The following is a 26,957-nucleotide window of genomic DNA, read 5'->3' as shown; positions in this document are numbered from 1 at the left end:
TGCTCGACGGGGTGACGTGCTGTCAGGCGGGGTGCCTGGGGCCCTGGCCGGGGGGTGGCATGAGGGTGGAGCGGTAGGTGCCGGACTCGCCCTCGGCCAGAGGGTTCTCGATGGTGAGGCCAGCGGCGGCCATGCGGTCGTATTCGGCGAGGATCAGGTTCTTGGTGCGGTACTCGCCATGCGCCTTCACGTCGTTGTCGCGGGTGACATTGAAGGTGTCCAGGATATAGGCGGTGTCGTCGCGGTCGATCCCGTAGAGGTGGAAAAAGAGGGCGTCCAGCTCGGCACGGATGACTACACGGCGGTCCTCGTCCCAGCGGAACGGGGCGCCGGTGTCACCAAGGTCGCGGGCGAACGCGGTCATGTCGGTGGCGGTGTAGGTGAGTTCGAGAAGGCGGGGGGTGATCGAACCCAAATGGGGGGTCAGTTGAGCGGGGGTGGGGGTGGGCAACTGCCGCACGATGAAGAAATTCATTGTGATTCCGCCGACCTTTTGTCGACTCGCAAAGTCGTGTGCGAAGGAAGACTGGCAGGCGATAAGTGATCCGAGAGTAGCTGCGGGAAGGCTCGAAGTCATGATGGGGACCTTGTTGCCGACTCCGGACCGGGAGAAGACGAACGAGATAGTAGTCCGTTCGTTACTCGTGTTTGTGATATCCCGCCATCCAAGCAGCCAATCCCGATCCCACCCTCTCCTAGCCAGGCGAGTGGCGATGCCCGCTTCCTTGATTTCCTCGCCAGTCTTTTCATCGAACTCGCCGGTAGGAATGTCCTTTTCTGAAACCCAGTATCGGGGAAGGGGGACAGCGGATGCGTCCTGATGCCGATCCAGCGTGAAGCGGGGAAGAGTGCCCACGGCTAGTTGTTTCTCTGTGGCGTTCTCATACGTAGAGAAGCGGTGGTCATAGTGGTGGAGCATCTTAGCTTCGTACAGAGGGAGGAGTCGTTCGGTGCCGCGGACCAGTACGTTTCCGTTGAGACGCCAACCGCTGTTGAGGAGATCGTCGAAGGTCTCGCCATTCTGGACATTGGGACGGAAAAGGTGCGACTCATGTGACATATGGAACATGGTCATGAATGAGAGATCCCATGGGTTCCCGTCCGCCCCCTTTGCATCGTTGATTAGGACGGGAACTCGGCGGTAGATGCCAATGGTGATCTCGGCGTCGCGGCGTCTGCGAAAGACCGGGCAGGTGCCGGTGTTCGGATTGAGGAGCTGGATATCGTGGCCGGTCAGGGTGTAGACACGTTCAGGGATCTGGGCTACTTGGCGGACGCGGAAGGCGAATGAGATGGAGGTTTCCGGGGAGCCGGATCCTGCCATGCAGAATAGGGCGAAGTTCATGCTGTGGTGGACGCTGGGGAAGACCTTTTCCTCATTTTCGAAACCGTATAGAGTCACGAGGTGGCCCTTCGTGACGACGTCCTTGAAGAAGTACTGAGTACGTGCGTCTGTCGCGATGCCGGTTGGAATGATGACGCCAGTTCGACCGCGGCTAGACGTGAGGATGCGGTCGCCCTCAGTAAAGAGTGCGTAGAGGTTAAGATTGCCCTGCCCGGTTAGCGGGTAGCGACCTGAAGCGCGCCAGAAGTGGCTTTCACCGTAGACCTTACGCTTAGCGTGCTCGTAGCTGCTGTACAGGTGAGTGGTCTCCGGGTTTTCCTTGAGTTCTCGAATTTTCTTCTTACGGGCAGCTGTGTTGTTGGTTGCCGCAATTTCCGGAGCGCGCACCGCAAAGAATTCCGTCTCTGGAAAGTTCACGCTTTCCCACGGAGGGTTTCCTACTACTACGTCAAACCCTCCAGCCCACCCTGTTTCCGGCTGGATTCCTGCGCCGGACTCCGGGACGAAGAAGACCTCGGGGAACTCCAGATGCCAGTGAAAGAAGCTGTACTGATCCCGCAGCCGCAGAATGCACTCGTGCGTGTCATCCGGAACCGCAGACTGATCCCGCCCCCGCAACGCCCGAAACACCTGATCGGTAGGCGCCTCTGGCGCACCCTCCTGCTTGGGCCACACAAACGCAGCGCACCACGCGTCGGCGGCATGCAGGTCCTGCACGTACGCGGCCGACTCGGTGTAAGCCTTGTAGGCAGACTCCTGTGCCCGAACCTGCTCCAGAAGATCGGCGGGCGCCGCAACAATACGCGCGAGCTCAGCGGCGTACCGCTCGTTGCCCGGCAACGCATCCGTGTCGAACAGCAGCTCGTCCTGCCCACCCCGCTGAGCCTTGTTCCGCTTAACGAGCCCCGCCGCGTACTTCCGATCGTCCCCCTCGATCGGCTTGAACGCCTCATCCGGAACACCGTCCGCCAACAGTTTCGGCGTCGCTCCGATCAAGCCGTTCCCCTGCTTCACATGGGCGTCCAGGAACCCGAGCGGCTTGCCCGGTTCCATCGCCTCGATCCACAGCGAGACCTTCGCCAACTCCACAGCCATCGGGTTGAGGTCAACGCCATAGATGCACCTCGCCACAACCTCATGCAACGCATGCCGCATCGCATCAACGGTCGGCTCAGGGTTCCGCTCCCGCACCGACGCCACCCGCTTGGCGATACGCCGAGCCGAAGCGACAAGGAAGTGCCCGGACCCACAGGCAGGGTCACACACCGTCAGCGAAAGCAGCTCAGCCACGATGTCATCCGCCGGATCAGGACGCCCAGCCTCAGCAGCCCGCTTCCCGCCCCGCTTGACCGCATCGTCTATCACCGGGTCCAGCGTCGTATCCAGCAGGCACTCGATCAGCGACGACGGCGTGTAGTAACTCCCCGTCGTCTTACGGCTGTTCCCCGCCACCTCGATCAACTCGAACGACCGATCCGTGGCGGAGTGCTTCGGCTCCAGCTCCAGCAGGGACTCGTACACCGAGCCCAACTCCTCGGCATCCAGATGCCGATAGTCAACGGCCCGCCACCGCCGCGCCCCCACATCGCGCACCTGCGCCAGGTGCCGAACGGCCGAGAGCAACGACTCGTTGGACAACTTCAGCCCATCGAGCGGCGCATCGGCCTCCCTCTGGGAGAACAACCCACCAAGCCCAGGCAACCCCAGCTCCGGCCGACCCCCCTCCGTCCCCAGCGCGTCAAGAACGATCCGCAGCGCCTCGTACTGATCACCATGAGCCGTCCCCTGACGCCGCCGCGCCCGCTCCCGCAACCGCGCCGACGAGAAGTACCGCTCGTACGCCTCCCGCTGCCGCTCGCCGGCTTCCGGGTCGAGCAGCGCCCCACGGTCCTCCGCGACGAACACGAACAGCAGTCGGTACACCAGCCGCAGCAACGCATCCCGAAGCGCTTTGGGATCGACATCCTCCCGCAGCCGGACATTCTCCGGGTGCCGAAGGAACCCGGTACCCAGCACCGTCAGCGCGTTCTGCACCCCCAGCCGCAGCTGATCCAGAGCACGCGCCCCCGAAGTCACGGCCTCCGTACGCCACTTCTCCAGCCAGCACCCCGAAGCCGCCGCCCCCTCCGGCACCGCGAACCGCGACGCGTGCAGCAGGCTGTACAGCAGCACGAACTCGCTGAACAGCTCACCGTCGAACAGCGCCTCCAGGTCGAACTCGACGTAGGCGGCCGTAGAAAAAGACGACGAGTCGCGCAGCAGACGCAGACGTCGGCCATTGGTGAGGACCGCCCACAGGTGGGCCTCCGTGCGGTTCAGGCAGTCCTGGAGCATCGACTGTGCCGGGACCTGTCCCGCCGCCGGGCGCTTGTCCAACTCCTGGTTCCACGGGATCAGGTGGACCAGGGCCGGGCCGTGCCGGTGTGACACCGGGAACCGCTTCTCCGGCTCCGAGTCGGCCGGGATACCCGCCGCGTCGACCTCCGTCAGCGCACCGAAGTCCAGCTTGCGGAAGAGCTGCGCGAGCCAGTCGGTACCGGCCCGGCCCGTCGGGTCGGCGGCGGGCGCCCCGGTGTTCGGGTCCGAGGGAAGGGCCTTGCGCAGGGCACGCCAGAGCGGCTTGAGGTACTCCCAGGCGCGCTCGGCCTCATCGCGTACGGGAACCGAGGCAGGCAGGCCGTAGTCGGCGGACTTGGTGCCCGGCAGGTTCCGCGCCTCGGCGATGCGCAGCAGCATGTCGGCGGGGAGCAGCCCGCCGACCGTGGTGACGGCGGTGAAGGCCAGGGCGGTGCGGGTGGCGGTGACGGGCATCAGGCTTCGGCTCCGGACACAGTAGAAGCGGGCTGCTGCGGCAGGTAGACGTACACTCCGAGGACGTCGGCGGGCTCCTGCGGGACGACCTTCAGGCCGCGGACGATCTCCTCGTTGGCCTTGCGCACGCGGCGGTGCGAGGCGTCGAGTTCGGCGGCCAGGCTCGTGCCGTACTCCGTGAGATGCCCGGCCAGATCCGGCAGGCCGTCCAGTGCGCGGCCGATCTGGTTGCGGGTGAGCTGCTCGTGGGTGTTGGCACTGGCGCGCGCGGCCAGCAGCGCGGCGGCCGCCTCGTCGTCCAGCCAGCGGGCACGCGACGGCATCCCCTCGTACGCGAGCAACCGGGCGTCCTCCGCGACCAGTTGCCGCTCGCCGGTGCGGGACGGCAGCGTGAGGTGGAAGCGGTAGCGGACGAGCAGGAGTGTCGTGCGGATCGTCACCGCGTCCGTCGTCACCACACCGCAGCGGCGCGCCGGGCGTGGGCCCGGGGTGTTCGCGTCGAGCGCCGAGTCCAGGACGTACGAGGCGATCGCGCCGATCGCCGGGTCGGTGCGGACCAGCGCGGCCTCGCCCCGGCCGACCGCCGGTGTCGTACGGAACGGGATCTCCCGGTCCTCCTCGATCAGCCGCCCGCCCAGGGTGGCGGCGAGCGCGTCACGCAGGCCGGCGGGAGCGCCACCGGCCTGGGCGGTGAAGTCTCCGCTCCCGTCACGCGGTTCGCGGACCACGGCGTCCAGGTCGCGCAGCGCCTCCAGGGCGAAGTCGCGCACCTCGTCGGCGCCGCCGAGCGCGGCCCGTACGGCGGCGACCTCGCGGGCCACCTCCTCCGGGTGGATGCTGCGCTGGGCGTACTTGGACTGGGAGGTCTTCTCCCGCTCGGCGGCCGAGGACCACTCGCGCTCGATGCGGTCGAAGGACTCCTGGTGGCTTTCGAGCTCGAACAGGCTCTCCTGGCTGCCCTGACGGCCGTGCAGCAGCAGCCACTCGACGACGGCGTCCGTCACCCCGGAAGCCGTCTCGTCGGGGACGGAGACCGAGATGCCGAGGTCCTTCTTGATCTGCCGGTGCTTGGCGAACAGCACCTCAAGGACCTTGCCGTCGATGCCGTTGTCCTCGCCGAACATGGTGATGACCCTGACCTGGTCGCGCTTTTGGCCGTACCGGTCGACGCGGCCCTCGCGCTGGTCGTGGCGGGTCGGGTTCCAGGCCAGGTCGTAGTGGACGACGGCGTCGAAGTGGTGCTGGAGGTTGACGCCCTCGGAGAGGCAGTCGGTGGCGATCAGCACGCGGCGGACGGCGGGATCGCCCGCTTCCTCGGCGGATTCGGCGGCGAGCTGCTCGATGCGCTCCAGTCGCTGCTGCGGGGAGAGGGTACCGGTCACCGCGGCGATCTTCGTCTTCTTGCCGAGCTTGCCGTCGAGTTGGGTGGCCAGGTACTCGGCGGTCGGGATGTAACGGCAGAAGACGATCGGGTGGTAGCCCTCGGCGATCAGGCTCTTCAGGTGCTTGGTGAGCGCCTTCAGCTTCGCGTCCTCCGCCGGGCCTACCAACTCTGAGGCTCGCTGCGAGAGTTCGAGCAGCCGGGCTCCCGCCTCCTCCGACTCGGCGGCACCCGGCGCGACGTCCATACCCTCCAGACGGTCGTTCTCGGCGGAGTCGGCGGCGACCGGTGCGCCCAGCACGTCCGCCTCCAGTGCGGTGCGGGCGGCTGCGGACTCCGAGCGGGTCTTCAGAGTCTGCGCGGCGGCGGCCGGGGAGGAGACCATGGAGCGCAGCAGCGCGATCACCGACCACCAGGCGACCCGGGCCTCCCGCTTGCCCTGCTCACCGGCGGCCTGCACGCGGTCCCTGGCGTAGGCGATGGCATCGTCGAGCAGGGCCCGGTAGGCGGGGCTGAGCTTGTACGGCTCGTCCTTCGTCCACCGGTCGGACGGGAACGCGGTGCGCTCGGCCAGAGAGTCGTCGCTGAGGCCGTCCTCCTTGGTGAGGTAGGTGCGGACGTCGGCGCGCTTGCGGGCCACGAAGTACTCGGCGAGCTTTGCGCGCCCCGCCGGGGTCTCCAGGTTCAGCGTCGCGAGCTCGGGCCGCACCAGGCCGAGCAGGTTGCGGAACGCGGACTCCTTGCCGGAGTGCGGGGTCGCGGTCAGCAGAAGCAGGTGGCGGTCGGCGTCGGCGGAGACCCGGCGCAGCAGCTCGTAGCGGAGCTGGTTGGAGGAGGACGAGGCGGTGCCCTGCCCGGCGTCGTCGGCGGCCACGCAGCTGTGGGCCTCGTCGACGATCACCAGGTCGGGGCAGTTCCGTACGAAGTCCTCGCGGTGCCGGGTCGACTTGATGAAATCCGTCGAGATGATCGTGTACGGATGCTTGTCGAACAGGGACTGGCCCAGCTCCAGGCCGCGTTCGAGCCGCGTCACCGTGGAGGCCAGGACCAGCTCGGCGTCGATGCCGAACTTCTCCCGCAGCTCACCCTGCCACTGCTCGGCCAGCGCGGGGGAGCACAGCACCGCCAGCCGGGTCGCCTCGCCCTGCGCGAGCAGCTCCTTGGCGATCAGGCCGGCCTCGACCGTCTTGCCGATGCCGACGTCGTCCGAGATCAGCAGCCGCACCGTGCGCTGCCGCAGCGCCATCAGCAGCGGAACCAGCTGGTAGGCCCTGGGCTCCACCGCGATCGACGCCAGCGAGCGGAAGGGGCCCGCACCCGACCGGAACCCGATGCGCAGCGCCGTGCGCAGCAGACCGGCGGCCCGCTGATCGCCCAGGTCGGTCGGGCTTGGCGCCGCGAACTCGGCCGGCCGTACGTCCTCGAAGGCGGGGAAGACGGCCGCGATGTCGTCCTCGCTCCCGCCCAGAGGGCGCAACACGAGCATGTCGGAGGCGCTCTCGGGCAGCACCACCCATTCCCTGCCCCGGGCGGCGACCAGGGAGCCGGCTGTGTACGTGAGGCTCATGAGATGTCTCGGTTTCTAAAGGTCGTGAAGGTCGTCAAGGCCGGGAGCCGCTGAGGCGGACAACGGAGGTGGTGCGGTCAACGGAGGTGGAAGTAGAGGGCGTTGGTGTCCGCGATGGTGTCCCAGTCGGCGTCCGTCGGGAAGCGCACGACGTCCCAGCCGGCGTCCTCCAGGCGGTACCCGGCCTCGATGTCGCGGGTGGAGTCGGGGGCGCGGTCCGGGAGGTCGACGAACACGGCGAGGTTGGCGCCGTCCAGCCGGAAGACGAGGTCCGGGCAGGCCCCGGCCTCCGGGACGAGGACGCTCACCTCGTCCGGCAGCCGGTAGCCCTTCGCCCTCAGCCAGCCGAGCAGATCGCCCTGCGCGACCAGCGCCGCCAGATCCGCCTCCACCGGGGTCGGCGAGGTGCTCGCGGGGGCCAGCCTGCGGAACCGTTCACTGCGGGACTCGCCGCGGTCCTCCCGCTCGGTGCGCGCCTCGGACAGGCGCAGCAGCAGCGGCTGGGCCGCGTGCCGGCTCAGCTGGCGGTGGTGCGTCTGGTTGCCGTAGGTCAGCAGACAGGCGTAGCAGCCGCGGGCGCACCTCTCGCCGTCCGTCGGCCCGCCCTCGTCCTCACCGGTGTCCGGGTCGAAGTGGCAGATCTCCAGGGCGGTCTTCGCGGCCTTGGCGAGGGCGTCCTTCTCGTGCTGGATCCGGCGCAGTACACCGGCGCCGCCCTCGGCGGCCTCCGTGAACAGCATGCGGCGGCGCGGTCCCTCGTCCGGCGGGAGCAGCTCCGCGGTCAGCTCGGAGTCCTCCAGCTCGAACGCCGCCTCGATGCCCCGCTCCAGCGCGTACAGGAACGACCACGCCACCGGCTCGGGCAGCGGCTCCTCCAGGGTGACCACGAGAATGTTGCGGCGGTCCTCCACGAAGGGCAGGACCCGCTTCTTGCGGCGCTTCTCGTTGCCGTCCTCGTCGACCACCGGCATGCCGGTGCCCTCGATGGCGTCGGCGGCGGCCCGGTCGTTGAGCCAGCGGCCGTCGCCGAGGTCCAGCCAGTAGCCGTCCGGCTCGCCCTCCTTATCGCGGACGCGGCCGAGGTTGGTGATGCGCACGGTCGCGGAGTCGCCGTAGTCCAGGGCGAGGACGGGCGCCCCGTCGCCGTCGGCGACATGCGAGGTGAGGCGTCCCTTGCGGGCGCCGTGGTCCTGGAAGGCGTACGAGGTCTCCAGCCGGAAACCGGCCCGGCGGCGCTCCTCCTCGTCGGAGGAGATCCGCTCGCGCGGCGTGGTGTACACGGTGTGCAGGTGGAGCAGGCCGGTGCGCTTGCCGCGCAGCTCCTCCTTGCACATGTCGCACTGGTCGAGGCCGGGCTTGACGACGTAGTGGTAGCCGCAGCCGTCGCAGCGCCGGGCCTCCGCCGTCGCCAGCTCGCCCGAGGCGTCCGGCGGCAGCTGCACCCGCGTGACCTGGTAGCGGGCGCCCTCGTGGTAGATGAGCGCACCGGGGCCGAACTCGCGGATCGCGAGGAACCGGGGGCGCTGCAGATAGTCGCCGTCGGCGTTGCGGCGGTTGCCGGAGCGCGGGATGTACGCGGCCAGCGGCAGCCGCGGAAAGCTGTAGCCCGGCAGGAAGCCCTCGGACGCCAGATAGCGGTACGGGTTGAAGTCGCTCATCACCGACTTGCTGTCGGTGGAGCGGTTCAGCAGCAGGTTCGTCTGGGTCTCCGCCTCCCGGCGGCGGCTGCGCGCCCGGCTCTGCTCGCCCTGCGTGAGGGTGTGGTCGACGACCCGCTTGTTCTGCTCGTACTGGTCGATGACGGCGGCCCGGAACAGCTGGCGCCACCGGTCGAAGGCCGCGTCGAACTCCTGCGGGGCCCGCTCGATCCGGTCCTCGATCCACTCGTCGTACCACCAGGTGGTCGACTCGAAGTCCGCGATCAGCGGCGCGAGGACGGTACGGGCGGTGGCCGCCGCGCGTCTGCGGGCGTCCTCGTCCAGGGATCGGATGAGGATCTCGGAGCGGAGCGGGAGCGGCATCTGTGGATCGGGGCGGTCGTCCCCGTCCGGGTCGTAGGCGACGTCGACGACCTCCGGAATCGCGATGCCGAGCTGCATCTCCGTCTCGGCCAGCCAGATGCCCTGCAGATGCGAGCGGACCAGATCCTCGTTGGCCAGGTCGAGGCGGGGCGGGGCCACCTGGCCCGCCACCATCTTCTGGGAGTCGCGGAAGTAGTACTGGTCGTGGCTGTTGCCCGTCGCGCAGTACGTGGTCACCAGCGCGGGCTGACCGGAACGGCCCGCGCGGCCCGAGCGCTGCGCGTAGTTCGCCGGGGTCGGCGGCACATTGCGCATCAGCACGGCGTTGAGCGAGGAGATGTCCACGCCCAGCTCCATCGTCGGCGAGCAGTACAGGAGAGGCAGTTCGGCCTTGCGGAACTGCTCCTCGCGCTCCAGCCGGTCCTCCGGGAGGACCTGGGCGGTGTGCTCGCGTGCGTACAGACCGGCCAGTTCGGCGGCCGCGGTGCGGTACAGGTCGCGGAAGAACGGGTTGACCCGCGGGCCCTCGCCACTGCTGTAGGTGCGCGCGAGCGGGTCGACCGCGCCGCGTTCGCCGTTCCCGGCCCGCCAGATCAGTGCCGCGGCCGACACCCGGTAACCGGTGCGCTTCTGCGCCGCGCGGCGCCGGTAGGCCGGGCCGGAGAGCTCGGGGGTCGCGTCCACCTCGCGCACCAGGTCGGCGTCGACCAGTACCTTCAACAGGTCCTCGATGACGCCCTGGACGTCGTCCAGGGTGACGGAAGCCTCGCGCAGCTCGGGCATGTTCCGCCGCAGGTACTTGCCGAACTTGCCGCGGGCCGACAGGAACAGCGCGGAGCGCTCCATACCCGGCCGCGAGCCGTACGGATAGGCGGTTCCGACAGCCGGGCGGTCGCTCTCGCTCAGCACCCATGCTCCGGTCAGCCGCTCCTCGCTCGCCCGCTGCAGGGTGTCGAAGTCGTCGCGGAAGTACTGGACGTCGATGGCCAGCGCCCGCCGCATGAAGTCGAGCAGAGTACGGGCGATCTCCTCGCGCAGCGCCGGATCGGCGTCCCGCAGCACGGCGTGCGCGGACTGCCAGCGCTCGTCGTTGGCGGCGAGCCAGCCCAGGTCCTCGTAGTCGATCCTGAGCAGCCCCGTCTGCTCCAGGTTCGGCATCGTGATACGCCAGCCGCGCTCCAGGTCGCGGTAGAGGCGGTACCCGACGACGTCCCGGAAGGCCTTCACGGCCCGGCGCTCCATGGCCGGGGTCAGGTTCGCGACGTCCGTGAACTCGGCGGGCGTCAGACCCATCACCTCGGTGACGGCCTCGGCGAGGTCGTCGTGACTGAGTCCCTCCTCACCGGCCCGCACCGCGGCCTGGTACAGGGCGCCCCGCAACTGGGTCACCTGGGCGAAGTCGTTGAAGTGCCCGGCCTGCAGCGAGGCGTCCTGCCGGTTGTCGACGAAGGCGAGGAGCTTGCGCGCCTCCTTGCCCAGGCTCTCCTCCGGGACCGCCCGCAGGGACTTCACGATCGACGCGGAGATCAGGGAGGTCGCCGAGGAACGCCCCTCCTGGTCCAGGGTGGCCAGCTTGGCGAAGTCCCGGCCGCGGGTCTGCTCGTAGGAGACCTGGCAGTGCACACAGAACAGGAACGGTGCCGGGACGAACGCCGCCACCAGCCCCTCGCCGGACTCGTGGCCGTGGGCGTCCACGACGACCCGCTTGGGCACCCGGGGCCGGTAGGACTTCTTGACGACCGTCACACCCTGCGCGTCCGACTCCAGCCAGGACTCCGGCAACCGCCTGTCGTCCACGGCCTTCTGCGGATCGGCCGGCCACTCGTAGTCCTCGCCCGGCATGCCCAGGTACAGGTAGCCCTCGCCCGCGCGGCCCCCCGAGGCGGAGGTGTCGCGGCGCGGCTCGTACCGGAACGCGCCGTCCTCCTCCGTCCGCCAGACCGTCAGGTACTCCTGGCCGCACTCACGGCAGAACGCCAGCGGGAACAGCGGCTTGCCGTCGCTGTCCGGCTGCTCCAGCTGGTAGGTGCGGGTCAGCGGCCGGGTCAGCGGATCTTCCAGTGTCGTGAAGACGGTGTCGCCCTTGGAGAGGAACTGGTGAAGCCGGAAGGCGAACAGGGGCCGCTCGGTCACCGGATGCTTGGCCTGCGCGCCCGCCTCCAGGGTCGTCCGGATCGCCTCCCGCACGGTCTCCTCAGGCACCCCGGAGGCCGCGGCCAGCTCGGTCGCAGCCTCCTCGACGGTGCCCGGGGCACAGCGCCGCAGCCGTTCCGTCCCTTCCTCGCGCTCCAGACCGAACCGGGACTCCACCCAGCGGGCCAGCGGGTCCTTCGTCAGCGCGTCGTACGAGCGGGGCGCAGCCGGCACCCGAAGCCGCTCGGCGGGCAGGCTTTCGGGGGCCTCCTCGGTCGCCCGGACCAGAGTTTCGCCGATGACCCGCTTCGGCAGCACCGTCGTACCGAACAACCGGCCGGCGACCCTCGCCACCTCACGCTGCTGGTCCTCCCAGGAGCCCTCGGTGGACATGGTCGCCGAGGTGCCGATGCACTGCAGGGTCGCGGACGCACGGCAGGCCTCACGCACCCGGCGGATCAGGAACGCCACGTCCGCGCCCTGCCGGCCGCGGTAGGTGTGCAGCTCGTCGAAGACGAGGAACTGCAGCCCCTCGGCCATGCGGATCAGGCTGGACCTGTCGTCCGGCCGGGTCAGCATCAGCTCCAGCATCACGTAGTTGGTCAGCAGGATGTCCGGAGGGTTCTTGCGCAGTTCCCGACGGTCCTCCTTGGACTCCTGACCGGTGTAGCGGGCGAAGGTGACCGGCTCCCGGCCCTTTCCGAAGCCGTGGCGCAGGTACTTCTCCAACTCGCCCAACTGCGAGTTGGCGAGCGCGTTCATCGGGTAGACGACGATCGCACGCACCCGGCGAGCCGCATCGGGGCCGGCCGCCTGACGTTCCTTCAGCACCCGGTCCACGATCGGGACGATGTACGACAGCGACTTGCCGGAACCGGTGCCCGTGGTGAGCACGTAGGAGTCGCCCGCCTGCGCGGCCTCGATCGCCTGCCGCTGATGGAGGTGGAAGGTCAGCGGACGCCCGTCGGGGCGCAGCGAGCTCTCCTTCTTGTCGGCCTGGAAGATCTCCGCGCATCTCGGGTGGAGCACGCCGTCCCGCACGAGATCGGTGACCTGACCGCCGTCCGCGAAGAACGGGTTCAGCGACAACCAGGGGTCGGGCCACTGGGACTTCGCCGCCAGATCGTCCTCGACGAAGCCGGCGATACGCGCGTCCCGGATCACCGTCGCGCTCCTGGTGAAGCTCTCGTACTCGCTGATCAGATCGGAGTGGATGCCGAAGACGTCCATCGCCTCGGGCAGACGAGGCTCTCTGCGCGGCACGGGTGTGGGCGCGGTCGGGGTGGGCCGGGGGAGGAGGGCGCGCAGTCGCGCCACTGGGTCCATGACCTGCCAGTGCGGAGCCAGCAGGGCGGCCGTGTCGTCCGGTGCGAAGGCGAGCGGGACCAGCGCCTCACGGACCGAGGCGGCGTTGTCGGGCCGGAGTTCGGCGTCCTTCTCCAAGAGGCGCTCCACCAGCCGGACCAGCTCGGCGGGCAGATCCGGGCGCACCAGGGTCAGCCGCGGCGGCCGCTCGTGCTGATGCTGTTCGGAGAGCTCGTAGGGGGTTCTCGCGGAGAACGGCGGCCGTCCTATCAGCAGTTCGTACAGGATGCAGCCGAGCGCGTAGAGATCGGCCGACGCGGAGACCCGCTCGGCACGGAACTGCTCGGGCGCCATGTAGCGAGCCGTGCCGACGCTGACTCCCGTACTGGTCAGCCGCGTCTGGTCAGGGTCGTCGACGACCGAACCCATACCGAAGTCGAGGACCTTGACGGTGCCGTCGCGGGTCAGCATCGCATTGGCCGGCTTCAGATCGCGGTGGACCACCCCCGCGGTGTGCGCAGCGGCAAGACCGGCGGCGAGCTGTGCCCCGAGGGCGGCGACCCAGGAGACCGGCAGCTGGGGTTCTTCGTCGATGAGGTCGGCGAGCGGATGGCCGTCCAGCAACTCCATGGCCAGATAGGGCAGTCCGCTGCCGCCCGGTGCCTCGTCCACACCGCCGTCGATCAGCAGGGTGAGGTTCGGGTGCCCCTGGGAGAGCATGCGCATGATCCGCACTTCACGGCGGAAGCGGTCGATCTCCTTGCCGGACCCCGAGGCGTCGACGGCGATCCCGGTCCGGGCCCGCAGGACGGTCTTGACCGCGACCTCCCGGTGCGGGGAGTCCGGGGCAGCCTGGAGATCCTCGGCCCGGTGCACTTCGCCCATGTTGCCGCGACCGAGGATCCCCGTGATCCGAAAGCGTCCGCCGACCGTCCCCAAGCTCACTGGCCCTCCCCGTCTCACCCGTCGTACACAAGGTGGGTACATCCCGTAAGGAGCGTATACCTTCACCTGTTGACAAGGATCACACCTTTGTGTTGACACTGTCAACGGATGACTGGCTGTGGAAGAGGCCGGTGCCTCCCGGGGCGCAGATTTCGCGACCGCGCCATGCGGTCGGGCATCCCGGGAAAGTCCTGGAGAACCACCGGTCGTACCCGGATGCGTACTGATGTGCGCAGCTCCGGACTCGCATCCGGCCATCTCCTGAATGGTAAAGATCCCCTAAGCTCTGAGGCCAAATCCTTTCGGCTCGTGAGCCCTGTGGTCGACAGGTTCGTGGCGCCGTGGTGCAACGGGCCGGATTCCTCGGGGCCTTGGGAAACATGTCCGGATGGTGATGCGGATGGCGGAGAGATCCGACGGCCACGATGTCTTCCTCTGTTACGCGTGGGAGGACAAGGCTCAAGCGGACGCCCTGCGCCTGGCGTTGAGGGCTGCAGGCATGCAGGTTTTTCAGGACCATGACGGCATGCGGGACTACGACTGCATCCCCGACCGCATCGACGCCGCGCTACGGGGGAGCCGGGTACTACTGACGCTGCATTCGCCCGCGTTCTCAGCCAGCGAGTACTGCCGACAGGAGTTGCACTTCGCGCTTCTGAGTTCCCATCACCTGCAGAGCGGCCGCGCGCGGGTGCTGGCCGTAGCGCAGCATCTGGACATCGACGAGATCCGGCCGGCGCGGCTGAAGTATTGGCGGCTTCCCGACCGCGACCAGCCACTCGACCACACCGTCCAATCCATCGCGGCACATGTACGCGAACTCGGTCAGCAGGATCCGCGGCGGCTCGGCGATGTGCCGCATCCTTCAGCACCGAGGTGGTTTCCGCCACCGCGTCCGGACATTCTGGAACTGCATGGTCGGGAGCTCGACCTGTGGTGGATCCACGACGGCCTTTTCCCCGACGACAACCCGAACGACGGCGGACAGGTCGTGGCGCTCACCGGGTTCGGTGGTCAGGGCAAGACACTGCTCGCCCGCCACTACGCGCGCTTGTTCTCCGCCGACTTCCCGGCAGGGGTGTTCTACCTGGACGGGTTCGGCGGCCCGAGAGCCACGTGCGGCGGCGGTGACGCGGCGGCGCAACGGGTCTTACAGGCTCAGTTACTGCGTATCAGCGGCTCCCTTACGTCGCCGACGTCTCCGCAGGCTCCGTCGGAATCGGGCGGGAGCTCAACGGACCGCGAGGTGCCGCCGTACCGTGCTCCTGAGGACGCGATCCGATGGTTGCATCATCGACTGGCCGCGTTGGGGCCCTACCTGTGGATCGTCGACGATGTGCCGGAGGGAATCAGCCATGCGACGTTCAGGGCGTTGCTGGCTCCGACCACCAACGGCCGCACTCTCATGACGGCCCGCCACGAGCTGCGTGGCTGGGTCCATCCCGATCGTGAACTCGTCCTCCCGCCCTTGGAGCGCAGCGCGTCGCTGGCTCTGCTGACCAGCCGGTGGCCACACCGCAGACCGGAACGGGCGGAACGCCGTCTGGAGCGGTTGCGTCGCGACCGGCACCAGTACGCGGCTGCTCGCCGGACCGTGGCGGCGTTGGGAGCGCATCCGTTGGCCCTTTCCCTCGCGGCCGGCCTGTGCGGTGCGCCGGACATCACCGGCATCGCCGACTTCACGGCGATGGAAAAGCTGGTGGCGGATCCGGACCGGGACGCGTTGGCGCTGGCCGAGCAACTCCGCCCAAAGCTGCCCACGCATCACCTCGCCGGGATCGCCGCGATCCTGGCGCGCGGTCTGAGCACCCTGCCGGAGGAAGGCCGAGACGTGTTGCTCATGTCCAGCTTCCTCGGCCGCGCACCCCTGCCCGCCGCACTGATCGCCCTGGTTCTGGCAGAGGCCGACGGGTTACCCGACGCGGAAGCCACCCGCAGGGCGATGGACGGCCTCGACCAGACCACGGCGGAGCAGCTCAGCCAGCGCCACGGGGGCACTGACGACCTCGGCCCCGCCGACGACGGCGACGCTCCCGAGGGCGCGCCCATCCGCACAGCTCCCACGTGGACCTTCCACCCCCTGGTCCACGAAGCCGCCCGCCGATCCGGTCTCCACCCCCACCGGCGTCAGAGGCTGCGTCTCGCCGCCGTCACGGTGTTCGCCCGGGAGCTGGACGCCACGCGCGAAGGCCGTCAACAGCTGCTGCCGGCCGGCATCCTCCCCCATGTGGAGCGGCTCGCCGAAGGAATGCAGGACGTCGACGAATGGCATCTGCTCAACGAGGCCGGACGGCTGCACACCGAACTCGGGGACAGCCACGCCGCTCTCCGGCTCTTCCGCGAGTTGCACGAGATGTGTCTGGCCCGGCTGGGAGAGAACCACTTCACCACACTCGTGGTTCAGCTCGGCCTCGGTGTCGCCCATGGACAGCACGGTGAGCACACCACCGCCCGCCGGCTGCTCGAAGCCACCCACGAGGCGCTGGCACGGCAACTGGGCGTCCACCACCCCGACACCCTCACTGCCTGGAACAACCTTGCCGTGGCACACGGCTCCGCCGGCGACCACGACCGCGCGAGGAACATCTTCCGGTCGCTCCACGAGATCCGGGAGAAGACGCTCGGCCCACACCACCCGGACACCCTGGACTCCCTCACCAACTACGCCGTCCACGTGGGTGGTTGCGGTGACCATGCCACAGCACTGGACATCAAGAACGACCTGTACCGCACCTTCCGGTCGATCTACGGAGAGGAGCACGACCGCACCCTGGACGCCCTGACCAACCTGGCCGCCACAACACTTCAACTGGCGGACACGGCCGGCGCCCGGCAGATGCTCGACACCGTCCACCGGACCCGGCGGCGACTGCGCGCATCGCGGACGCGCATCGCGGACGCGGCGGAGAACCTGGCCGTAGTGGCGGACGACCCACGTGAGGCGGTGGGCCTGCTCACCGACGCCTATCGCAGCCGCTTGCGGGCGCAGGGCCCGGCCCATCCCGCGGCCACGAAAGCACTGCACCGGCTGCTGGCCATGCTGATCGCCCAGACCTGCGAGAGCGGCGCCCCGGCCCGGTCCGGCCCGGCACTCCCCGTGGCGTCGGTGACGACCGAGCCGGCCCAGGCGCTCCCCGCCGGGGTGACCCAGGAGCGGATCCGGCTCGACCACGAACGCATGGACGAGCGGATCGCCCTGCTGGAGGAGGCGATCCGGCTGTACGACACGCGACTCGCCGCGTTCGGCCCGGACGCTGTCGAGACGATGACCGCCGTCTGCTACCTGGCACATGCGCACGCCGCGCTCGACCAGTTCGACGAACAGTACGAGGAGGCATGGGTGCTCATCGACGACGCCACCACAGGTCTGGAACTGACCCTCGGCACGGCCGACGCCACCACCAGGGCCGCCGACGACATCCGCATGTGGATAACCACGCTGGGTGCGGAACGAGACACGACCGAAGCGGGCGGTGACCGGTGAGCGAACACGACGTCTTCCTCTCGTTCGGCGGCCACGACCGGGCGATCGCCGAACGGATCGCACAAGAGCTGCGCAACCGGGGGCTGTCCGTCTTCGTGGACGAGGACATCCAGGTGGGCCATGGGGTGAGCGTGGCCCTCCAGCGGGCGCTGGCAGCATCCCGGCTGCTGCTCCTCTACTACTCGGCGGGCTACCCGAGCCGCTACGCCTGCCAGTTCGAGCTGACGGCCGCGTTGCTGGCCGGGCAGCGGGAGGGCGACCCGGTCGGACGGATCGTCGTCATCAACCCGGAGCCGGGAGAGGACCACCTGTTCCCCGTGGAGCTGGCCGACGCCACCTTCAGCCGGGCGCCGAGGTACGGAGACAAAGCGGCGTTCGAGGAGCTGGCAGCAGTGCTCCGGGAACGCGTTCGCTCGATGCGGGGCACCATCGGCGATCCCCGGACCGGCCGACCGCGCTGGATCACCGACCGGGTGGCGGGCGCGTACTCCTTCGTCGGCCGATACCGCGAACAGTGGCGGTTGCACTCCGAACTGCGTCAGGGCGACTACCCCTTGGTCCGGCAGGTGATGGCCGGTCCCGTGGTGGCCCTGCTCGGTGTCGCCGGTGTCGGCAAGTCCGCTCTCGCCGCCGCCTACGCCTGGCAGTTCGGGGCGGCCTACCCGGGCGGCGTCCACCTGCTGGACCTCAAGGACGCCTCCGCGGCCGACATGATGGTCCGCTACAACGAGGAACTGCGCCGGGTCGCCCGCGACCTGCGTCTCGACCCCGGGCTCCAGCGGGTCGGCGCGGCGGAACTGGCCGCTGCGGTGTCCGACCGCCTCTGCACGGCCGGACAGCCCGCCCTGTGGGTCGTCGACGATCTGCCGCCCGACCTGGACCCGGCGGAGATCGAACAGTTCCTGCTGCCTGCGGGTCCGCTGCTGCACACCGTACTGACCAGCAGACGCGGTCCCTATGCCGAGTTGATGCCCGTCGTCGAGCTCGGCCCGATGTTCCCCGAGGACGCTCAGCTGCTGCTTCGCCGACACCGTCCGGTGGACACGGAGGAGGACGTGGCGGCCCTCGACGTCCTCGCGGACCGGCTGGGCGGTCACGCCCTGTCGCTGCAACTGGCCGGACTCCGACTGCGCGACCGGCAGGGACTGCGGCCCCTCATCGACGACGTCGACCGGCTCACGGCCGACCCGACGACGCTCGACGCCGCCACCGACCTGGTCCGCGACAGCCTCGGCTCCCTCGATTCACAGCAGCGACTCGTCCTTCAGCTCGCCACGGTGTGCGCGGGCGCGTCGCTGCCCGCACGGTTCATCGCCGACGTGGAGACCGTGCTGCACCCCGACGCCGGCGACCCGGGGGACGCGCTGGCCGGCCTGCGCGATCTCACGCTGGCGACCCGGATCGAGGACAACTGGGAGGTCCACGCCATCGTCCGGGAGGCGGCGCGCCGTCATCTGCCCCTCGAGGTGCCCGAGGCCGAACTGGTGCGGGTGGCGGCTGACTTGGTGCTGGCCAGGTCCAGTGAGCCCGGGGCCGTGGCCGACCGACTGATGCCGCACGCCGCCGTCCTCGCCGCCCACCCCGCTCTCGCGCCCGGCACGGCGCGTGCACTGCACCGTATGCTGACTGACTTCCACCAGACACGGGGTGAGCCGCTCACGGCCGCGCGGCACTGGGATCTGGCGCTCACGTCCGGCAGCCCGACGACGTCGGAACTACTGCGGGCCGCCCATGCCCACCTGGACGCCGGAAGCTACGAGCAGGCCGCGGAGTATGCCTCCCGCGCGCGGGGGAGCGTACCCTCCGGTGGCCAGAAGGAGATCGTCGCCATCGGCGTGCTGGCGCAGGCTCTGGACGCGCTGGGCCGGCTCGACGAGGCCGATCCGCACTGGGAGGTCGTGCGCGCCGCCCTCCCGCCGACGCCCGCGAACAGCTGGAACGACACGGGCGACGCTATCGAGCTGCAGTTGGGTTATCTGAAGGGCCGTCGGCTCCGTGGCGATCTGCGCGTGGCACTGCGCCACGCCGACCAGCTCGTGGACGTCCTCAGTCAGCTGCCGTCGGAACGCGCCGGGAACCAGCTCCAGGCCGCGCGGATCGAACTGGCCACCATCCAGCTCTCCACGAACGCCCAGCGCGAGGCCCGTCTGACCGCCCGATCCGTCCAGAGCTGGTACGAGGACCAGGGCCTGGCCGACCACATGAACGCGGTGTCGGCCCAGTCCGTGCTGGCACAGGCTTGGCTGACGCTGTATCTGCTGGAACTCGACCCGAACCCGGCGGACTGGCGGGAGGCGGCCGAGAGACTGGGGCAGCTCCGGGAGCGGTTGCGCGGGAGCCACGGCCCGATGAACGCACGGACCCTGAGTATCGACGTGGAGTACGGCTATGCCCTGTTGTGCCTGGGACGCCCCAAGAAGGCGCGGAAGCACCTTGAGGAGACGATCTCCCGCCTCGGCCGGCGTTTCGGACCGAGACACCCGATGATCCTGCGCGCGCAACTCCTGCTGGGCCGCTCACACGCCCAGCTACGGGAGCACGAGAAGGCCAGGGAGCACCACGAGCTTGCCTTCGAGGGGCTGCTGGCGACGCTCGGCCCCCGGCACCCCGACACGCTCCAGGCCCAGTACGGGCTCGGCGTCGCGCTGGTGCTCCTGGGGTCCCGGTCCAAGGGCCGGCGCATGCTGTCGGCCGTGCGCACCATGGCGCCGTCGAGTGTGGGACGCAACAACGACCTTTACGCGCAGAGCGTAGTGGCGACCGCACTGGGACCTCTGCCCAGCAGTATCTGGCGGTACGTCGACAAGAAGACCAATGACCGGCCCCGGCCGCAGGACGACCCGTGAACGGGCCCTGGGGTCAGTCCGGCGGATTACGGGAGCCGCACTTGTCGGCGCCGGGGGCTGCGTGGGGGAGGGGAACGACCACCACAGAGTGATCAACGGGATCTTGTTCCGGGTCCGGACGGCCCACCATGGCGGGACTGATCCGCGGGACAGGCCGTGGAGAAGGCCTGGGCAGTTCGCCATAGGGGGCGCATGGTGGGGGTAGGACTCCTGACGATCGGGAAACCCACCGCTGTGGGCAGGCAGCTTTTGAAGCCGAGCGATGACATAGGTGGTGACGGATGGATCCGGTGTCTGTGGGGTTGCTGGTCGCGCTGGCCGGTGGGGCCGGCGGGGAACTCGGCAGGGAGGTATGGGCGGGGCTCTCCGCCCTGGTGCGACGTCCCTTCCGCCGCGGCGACGTGGACCCACCGGCAATCGGCACCGGCGAGTCGGAACTGACCCGACTCGCTCAGGATCCCTCTGACGAGAGCGCCGCACAGACCCTGAGCACCACACTGTCGGTTCGAGCCGCACTGGATCCGGACTTCCGCACCGCCCTCACGGCCTGGCACGGCCAGGCTCGGCAGGTACGCATCGAGGACCACACAGTGCACAACACCATCAGCGGCGGCACCCAGCACGGCCCGGTCCTGCAAGGCGGCAGCTTCACCAACCTCACGTTCACGCAGGCGCCTGCGCAGGGCGGCGACTCCGACGGGAGCGGATGCCGGACCGTGCCGAACCGCTGAACTCAGTGGCCGTCCGCGCGTTGCTGCACCTCGTCCACGAGGCGGTTCCACAACGCCTCGAACAGCTCCTCCTTCGTCAAGGACCGCACACTCGGGGTGAATCCGAGGACGGAGAGGTCACGCATTTCGAGCTTGGGCGCTCCGGCAGAGCGGTCGAACACAGGTGTGGCAGTGCCGTTGCTGCTGTTGCGGCCCTGCGCCGTGCGTTGTCCGACGACGAAGTTCAGTACGTCGTCGCGTCCCATACCGCCGAGGTGAACGTCGATCCCGTACAGGGTCATGCCGTCGCGCTCGACGCGTACCCGCAGTTCCGCCTCGGAGTTGTGCACAGTGCAGACGAAGCCGGCTTGGGACATGGTCGGAGCGGCCGTCTTGAACCGCTGGGTGAGATAGCGGAACGAGGAGTCCAGTTCCGCGTACTTGCTGAAACCCGCCGGGGTCGTCAGGGGAGTTCTCAGCGTCTGCCGTCCTGCCGGGACCGGTCCGGCGGAGCCCTTGATCCGCTGCTCGAACGCGCGGGCCAGCTCCTGAGGAGTGTGTTCCTCCATGCGCAGTATTCCGACCGCTGGATTGAGCAGTTCGGGCGGGACCACGACGTCGCCGACCAACACCGGAAGGATAAAGTCGTCCGGATTGCTCAGCGAGGGCACCAGCATGGCCCGGAACTCGTCCATCGGCCAGGGTTTCGCCAGATAGTCCGCCGACAGGAACGGCGCCACGTAGCGTGCCTGTGTCCCGCCGTACGCCTCCCGGAACCACAGGATGAGATTGCGCCCCCACAGCTGGGTGGAGAGGTCACGGTCATAAAGCACAGTCAGGCCTAGTGCCTGACAGGCCGTCACCACTTGTTCGACGTACTCCCGCTGCTCACCCGCGAAGGAGACGGCAAGATCGTAGACACGCTTCGGCTCGCCCATGACGCGAGCTTACGGGTGCACCGCACGTGTGGTGCAGGCTGCGGCAGGGGAGGAACCCTCCGCATGCGTTCCGGAACAAGGCTTGACCGGAGCAGGGGAGCAAGAGATTGAGGGTGACCTGCCCATGACGGGCGAACAGGCGCGCCGCACCGACAACACCATCAGTGGAGGGACCTTCCTGGGCACTGTCATTCAGGCCGGAAGCGTCACTATGACTGTCCCGCCGAGCGCACCCGCTGCTCCACTGGCGCTACTTGCCGCGCCTTCCTCCGTCTTCGTCGGCCGTGACCAGGAGTTGCAGACTCTGCTTGACGTGCTCCGCCCCGATCGCGAGGGCCTGGGAGATGCCGAGACTCCGTCGATGCGGCGAGTCGCGGTGGTGACCGGGCCGGGGGGTGTCGGGAAGAGCGAACTGCTGTTGCAGACGGCGCATCGTGCCGTGGGCCGTGGCTGGTTCCCCGGCGGCATTCTCTCCATCGACCTCCAGGGTTACTCGGAGGACCTGGCTCCGCTCCCGCCCGGTGACGCGCTGGGGCGGCTGTTGCGCCTGCTCGGCCTGTCGCTGAAGGAGATTCCCGAACATCCCCACGACCGTGCCGCGGTCTACCGGGAGAGCCTTGAGGGTCGTTCCGTGCTGGTGTTCCTCGACAACGCCCGGGACAGCGCGCAGGTCCGCCCCTTGCTGCCGCCCGAGGGCGGCGCCGCCCTCGTGTCCAGTCGGCATCGCTTGCCCGCGCTGGAGGATGTCGGCCGGCTCACCCTGGGTGTGCTGCCCCCGGAAACCGGGTCCGAACTGTTCCTCACAGCTGCGGGACCGCACACCGGGGCGAACTCCGACCGGGCCGTCACCCAGGCGCACGCTCGCCGGATCGCGGTCGGCTGCGGAGGGTTCCCGCTCGCCCTGCGGGTCGCGGCAGCCCGCGTGAGAGGCGAGTCCAGTGCGCAACTGGCCGAGCTGGCCGAGTGGTTGGACGACGAACGGAACAGGCTGATGGAACTCGACGACGGTGAGCGCACCGTCACCGCGGTGTTCCGGCCCTCCTACGACGGTCTCGACGACGACCACCGGGAGTTGTTCGCGCTGTGCGGTCTGCACCCGGGGCCGCGCCTGGACATCCATGCCCTCGCCGCCCTCGCCGATCTGCCGCTGCGTGAGGCGCGCCGCCGGATGCAGGTGCTGCACAACGCCCACCTCGTGGAACCTGACGGTGCCCATCAGTACAAACTGCACGACCTGCTGCACGCCTACGCCCGGACCCGGGTCCACGAGGACGTGGCCGAGAACCGTGTCCGGGCGGCCATGGACCGGCTGATCGACTTCTACCTCTGCACTGCGGACCGCGCGGACCTGGCCGTGGCGCCGGGACGCTACCGTCTGCCCCACACCATCGCCCATCCCCCTCACAGCACACCGGACGTTGATGACCGATCGGCCGCACTCGCCTGGTTCGTCGACGAACTGCCCCAGCTGACGGCCCTGATGAGGGCAGCGGCCACGACTTCGGACCCTTCGCGATGCTGGCTCCTGGCCGACGCGATGCGCGGCTTCTTCTTCCATGCGAAATTCTGGGACAGCTGGCTGGAGACACTGCAGGTGGCGTTGGACGTGGCGACGGACGCGGGGGAGCTCCAGGTACAGGGCATCATGCACAACGGAATGGGCGTCGCGCTCGTCGAACTGGGCCGGTCGCGGGACGCGGCACGCCACTACGCGGAAGCCGAGGCCAGGTTCGAGGCCGTGGGCGACCGGCACGGGGTGGCCACCGCGGTGGAGAACCGGGCCTGGGTGCACCAGTACGGAGGAGAGCACCTCGCAGCTCTCGCGGACCACCGAAGGGCGCTCGACGAGTACCGGAACCTCGGCGCCGACCGCAACACGGCGATCGTGCAGCGAGGCATGGCCCTCGCGGAGATCGAACTCGGTCGTTACGAGGACGCGACGGCCAACCTGACGCAGGCTCTCGACGCGTTCCTGGCGCTGGGCCTCGAACTGGACGCTGTGATGGCTCTGAACGGTCTCGGCGAAGCCCACGCCAGAGCCGGTGACACCGAAACCGCCTGCCACTATCACCGGCAGGCACTGAGTCGGAGCCGTGACTGCGAGAACGTCTTCGAAGAGGCCCGTGCCCGAAGCGGACTCGCCGCACTCCTCGCGCCCGCGAACCCCCGCCTGGCGGCGGACCACTGGAGGCGCGCGCTGGCGGTGTACGAATCCGTGCGGTCTCCGCTGGCTGAGCAAGTTCGCACCGCACTGGAGGGATTGGGGCTGCCGAGCACGAACGAGGACGATTCTTCTGCAGGCACAGCACCGACGGGATGAGTTCCGTAATAAGCCCCCGCTGGTATATAAAAAGTGAAAGATGGGCAATAAGGGAGTTGTAGGCTTGTAGGGGCAAGTCGGGGAAATGTCGCTCCTGTTGTCTTCTGGGTGCGTTGGGCGGGGGGAAGCGTGTCTTTGCAAGAGTCGTTCGATCTGGGTACGAGCTACGAGGCCTGGCCGTTCTATGTGGTGTGCGACGTCTCGCAGTCCATGTGGCACCAGGACTGGCATCCCGACGAGTTACTGAGCCCGCACTACATCATGAACTCCTCCTTCGCGGGGATGATGGAGGCCATGGACAAGGACGTCTCTGCGCGCCACATCGCGCATCTGTCCGTCATCGCCTTCCACGACACAGCCACGGTGGTCACGCCCCTCTGCAAGATCGCCGACGGTGCACCGGAGAGGCCCATCTACGCGCTGCCCAAGGGGTCGCAGACCAACTACGCCGACGCGTTCCGGAAGCTGGACACCGTCATTCGGCAGGACACGGCCCGCCTGACCGAGCAGAGGCAGCATGTGAAAGGGCCCGCGGTCTTCTTCATCACCGACGGTCGGCCGGAGGTCGCCGGCAAGAGACAAGCCGACGAGGTCTGGCTGCTCGAACGAGACAAGCTGACGAATCCCGACTTCCCGTACCGGCCGAGAATCATCGCGCTCGGTCTGGGGACGGTGGACGAGGACACGCTGCGCAAGATCGCCACCGACGACCCCGCGGGCGCCGCCTGTATCGCCGATCCGGGCGCCACGCCCGCCGATCTGCTGCGCTCGATCATCGACATCATCGTCTTCTCCGTCACCCACTCCTCGGCCAGCGGCTCCTTCGTCTTCGACACCCCCAAGGGAATGCGCCGTGTCGCTTGATCCGCCCGGAGAAGGCCAGCCGCGTCACGGCCGCGGTCCGAGGGGCGCTCCGCCGGTGATCCGGGGTCTCGTGAGGATGCTCCGTGCGGTGCTCGCGACCGAGCCGAAAGCGGGCCGACTGCCCGAGAGGTCCGGCGGACGCGAAGGTACGGCGGTACCACAGCCCGAGGACACCCCGGCGGACGGAGGGAACGAGACCCCGGAAAGAACGACGGCCGAGGGCGGACAACATCCGGCACAAGGCGGCGGCTCCATCGAACCCGACCCCTACACAGGGCCGCCGCTGGGGGCGGCCTCCTTCGAGGGACACCCGGTGAAGCTGCCGCTGCGTATCGGTTCGGCCAGCGCGAGCGTGACCGCCGACCGGGGCAATTGGGGTCCCTTCACCTTCTACGCCGCCTCGCAGGCGGGCGCCGACCACGAGGTACGCGGCCGGTACCGGGAGGACGCCTACTCCTTCTCCGGCTGTGCCGATTCGTCCGTGATCGTGGTCGCGGTGGCGGACGGGGTCTCCAGTTCCTGGGCCGCGCACGCGGCGGCCAGTACAGGTGCCTCCCAGATCGTGAGGGACCTGAGCCGGCACATTTCACGCTACGGACCGCCGGAGCCCGCGAACTGGGACAAACGGGCGCAGCAGGCGGTGAAGCGCGTGGCGCGGTTGCTGGAACCGTCCCGCCTCAAGCGTCAGGCGGCGGCCGCTGCCTACGAACTGCCGGCCGACACCTCTCCGCAGGGTCCGAGGCCGCCGGCCACCACGCTGGTGTTCGCCGTCTGCCACCGCTCGCCGCGAGGCTTCGACGTGTACTTCGGGGGAGTCGGGGACGCCCGGGTCGAGGTGCTGAACGTGACCCGCCAGTCCTGGCGTCATCTCTATCCCCCTCCCGCAGAGGGTTCCTCCCCGGCATACGACAACCGCACGAACGCCATGCCCCGCGACGTGGACACCCTGCGTACGGGCTACGCCACCCTCGCCGACGACGAAGTGATCGCACTGGCCAGCGACGGCTTCGGCAAGGGACTCGACGTGCAACCCCAGATCCTGGGCAAGGAGATCGCCTCGGTGGTCTTCCAGCCGCCCAAGCCCTCCGACTTCCTGCGCATGGTCGATTGGAAGATGCGCGGCAACAACGACGACCGGACCGTCGCAGTCGTCTGGTCACGCCCATCACGCGGAGTCTGACGTGCATCAGAACGGGGAGATCGACGTCAGGCGACTGCGCGTGGACCGGTCCGGCTCGCTGGGGGGCGGAGCGACCACGGCCGGGGTGTTCCGGTGCGAGACGCCGGACGGTGCGTCGGTGCTTTTCAAGGAGTACCGACCAGAGATATGCGCGGAGGTGGACCCGGACGCCCTGCGAAGACATGTGTGGTGGCGCCAGCGGCTGCCCCCGTCGAAGAGGCGAAGCCTGGACAGCCTCGCCGCCTGGCCGATCACCGCCGTGCGCAGGGAGCGTGCCGTGATCGGGGTCCTGATGAACGAGGCCCCGCGAGCGTTCTTCGAGGAAGCTGACTCAGGGAAGGCCCGCGATCTTTCCGTGCTCGTCCAAGACGCCGATTACAGCGCCCGCTTCGACAGCCCCTATTATCCGCCGCCGCGAAAGCTGGCGGCTCTGGGCCATCTCCTGGAGAGCCTGGCGTTCTTCCACGACCTCGGCGTGGTGGTCGGAGACCTGCAGCCCCGGAACATCCTCACCACGGGCCTAGGTGACGTACCGCGGGTGTACTTCCTGGACTGTGATGCCTACGTCGTCAGCGGCAACAGCCCCTTCCGTTCAGCACGTGAACCGGTGCCCTGGCAGGTGCCCGGGGCGGACGGGTTCTCCGAACACACCGATCTGTACAAGGCCGCGCTGATGGTGGCCCGTTGCCTCGACGAGAGCATGGCGTTGCGCGGCCTCACCCCGCGCATGTTCTCGGACGTGCTTCCCTCGGCGGACGTGCGTTTGCTCTGCCGGCTTACCCGGCCCGATCCGGCACTCCGTTCCGCGGTGCGTGCCGCCCAGCTCCGGCCGACGGCCAGAGGGTGGCAGTCCCTGGTCAAGGAGGACGGAACCCTGTACGTACGCAACGACACCTACGCCATGGTGCGGTGGCCGTTGCCACCGCGCGGCTCCGACACGGCCGGACGGAACTCGGCCGAACCTCCGCAAGCCGACGACATTTCCCTTGGACAGATGGACGACGCAGTCCTGTGGGATCAGCCGGATGACTTTGCCGGCCCCCGCAAGAGGTGGCTGCGGCGGCTTCTCGACTTGTTCCGCTGGTCCCCCGAACGCGATGACTGACC

General features: G+C 68.8%; 12 protein-coding genes and 1 pseudogene. 8 read left to right on the top strand and 5 right to left on the bottom strand.

The features are described from left to right. Positions 1–22: 22 nt before the first annotated feature. The 3 genes from ACFULQ_RS05555 to ACFULQ_RS05545 all read right to left on the bottom strand — a co-directional run bounded on the left by ACFULQ_RS05555 (position 23) and on the right by ACFULQ_RS05545 (position 13,508). Complete coding sequence (locus tag ACFULQ_RS05555) at positions 23–4,156, bottom strand: Eco57I restriction-modification methylase domain-containing protein (RefSeq protein WP_383538547.1); 4,134 nt, start codon at positions 4,154–4,156, stop codon at positions 23–25. Continuing rightward, a complete protein-coding gene (locus tag ACFULQ_RS05550; protein ID WP_383538544.1) occupies positions 4,156–7,104 on the bottom strand; it encodes a DEAD/DEAH box helicase in 2,949 nt (982 codons plus the stop codon). The genes ACFULQ_RS05555 and ACFULQ_RS05550 overlap by 1 nt, the downstream gene beginning before the upstream one ends. Positions 7,105–7,181: 77 nt before the next feature. Then, positions 7,182–13,508: a protein kinase gene (locus ACFULQ_RS05545; protein ID WP_383538542.1), complete on the bottom strand. Its 6,327-nt coding sequence runs from the start codon at positions 13,506–13,508 to the stop codon at positions 7,182–7,184. A gap of 388 nt (positions 13,509–13,896) precedes the next feature. Between ACFULQ_RS05545 and ACFULQ_RS05540 the strand changes: the two are divergent. Further along, positions 13,897–14,211: pseudogene (locus ACFULQ_RS05540) on the top strand (toll/interleukin-1 receptor domain-containing protein); the annotation flags it as partial. Here the strand turns inward: ACFULQ_RS05540 and ACFULQ_RS05535 are convergent. Beyond that, complete coding sequence (locus ACFULQ_RS05535; RefSeq protein WP_383538760.1) at positions 14,122–14,370, bottom strand: hypothetical protein; 249 nt, start codon at positions 14,368–14,370, stop codon at positions 14,122–14,124. The pseudogene ACFULQ_RS05540 and the gene ACFULQ_RS05535 overlap by 90 nt on opposite strands. Before the next feature lie 423 nt (positions 14,371–14,793). Here ACFULQ_RS05535 and ACFULQ_RS05530 point away from each other — a divergent pair, with 423 nt between their 5' ends. The 3 genes from ACFULQ_RS05530 to ACFULQ_RS05520 all read left to right on the top strand — a co-directional run bounded on the left by ACFULQ_RS05530 (position 14,794) and on the right by ACFULQ_RS05520 (position 20,569). Then, positions 14,794–16,992 carry a tetratricopeptide repeat protein gene (locus ACFULQ_RS05530; RefSeq protein WP_383538752.1) on the top strand — a complete coding sequence of 733 codons (2,199 nt, stop codon included), beginning with the start codon at positions 14,794–14,796 and terminating at the stop codon, positions 16,990–16,992. After that, a complete protein-coding gene (locus ACFULQ_RS05525; RefSeq protein ID WP_383538540.1) occupies positions 16,989–19,838 on the top strand; it encodes a tetratricopeptide repeat protein in 2,850 nt (949 codons plus the stop codon). The genes ACFULQ_RS05530 and ACFULQ_RS05525 overlap by 4 nt, the downstream gene beginning before the upstream one ends. A 281-nt stretch (positions 19,839–20,119) precedes the next feature. Continuing rightward, positions 20,120–20,569: a hypothetical protein gene (locus ACFULQ_RS05520; protein ID WP_383538537.1), complete on the top strand. Its 450-nt coding sequence runs from the start codon at positions 20,120–20,122 to the stop codon at positions 20,567–20,569. A gap of 2 nt (positions 20,570–20,571) precedes the next feature. On the opposite strand, the gene ACFULQ_RS05515 is transcribed toward ACFULQ_RS05520, so the two are convergent. Beyond that, complete coding sequence (locus ACFULQ_RS05515) at positions 20,572–21,486, bottom strand: TIR domain-containing protein (protein ID WP_383538534.1); 915 nt, start codon at positions 21,484–21,486, stop codon at positions 20,572–20,574. A 361-nt stretch (positions 21,487–21,847) separates the two neighbouring features. Between ACFULQ_RS05515 and ACFULQ_RS05510 the strand changes: the two genes are divergently transcribed. From ACFULQ_RS05510 to ACFULQ_RS05495, 4 genes are all read left to right on the top strand, one after another. Continuing rightward, positions 21,848–23,806: a tetratricopeptide repeat protein gene (locus ACFULQ_RS05510; protein WP_383538533.1), complete on the top strand. Its 1,959-nt coding sequence runs from the start codon at positions 21,848–21,850 to the stop codon at positions 23,804–23,806. A gap of 129 nt (positions 23,807–23,935) precedes the next feature. Then, positions 23,936–24,670: a hypothetical protein gene (locus ACFULQ_RS05505; RefSeq protein ID WP_383538530.1), complete on the top strand. Its 735-nt coding sequence runs from the start codon at positions 23,936–23,938 to the stop codon at positions 24,668–24,670. A gap of 313 nt (positions 24,671–24,983) precedes the next feature. Further along, positions 24,984–25,850 (top strand): protein phosphatase 2C domain-containing protein, encoded by an 867-nt coding sequence (locus ACFULQ_RS05500; protein WP_383538527.1) that lies wholly within the window; start codon positions 24,984–24,986, stop codon positions 25,848–25,850. 40 nt (positions 25,851–25,890) lie between these two features. After that, positions 25,891–26,955 (top strand): hypothetical protein, encoded by a 1,065-nt coding sequence (locus tag ACFULQ_RS05495; protein ID WP_383538524.1) that lies wholly within the window; start codon positions 25,891–25,893, stop codon positions 26,953–26,955. The last annotated feature ends 2 nt before the right edge of the window (positions 26,956–26,957 follow it).

This window comes from Streptomyces sp. NPDC057253, assembly GCF_042669125.1.
Classification (GTDB): Bacteria; Actinomycetota; Actinomycetes; order Streptomycetales; family Streptomycetaceae; genus Streptomyces.
This window is presented reverse-complemented; position numbering and strand designations above follow the sequence as displayed.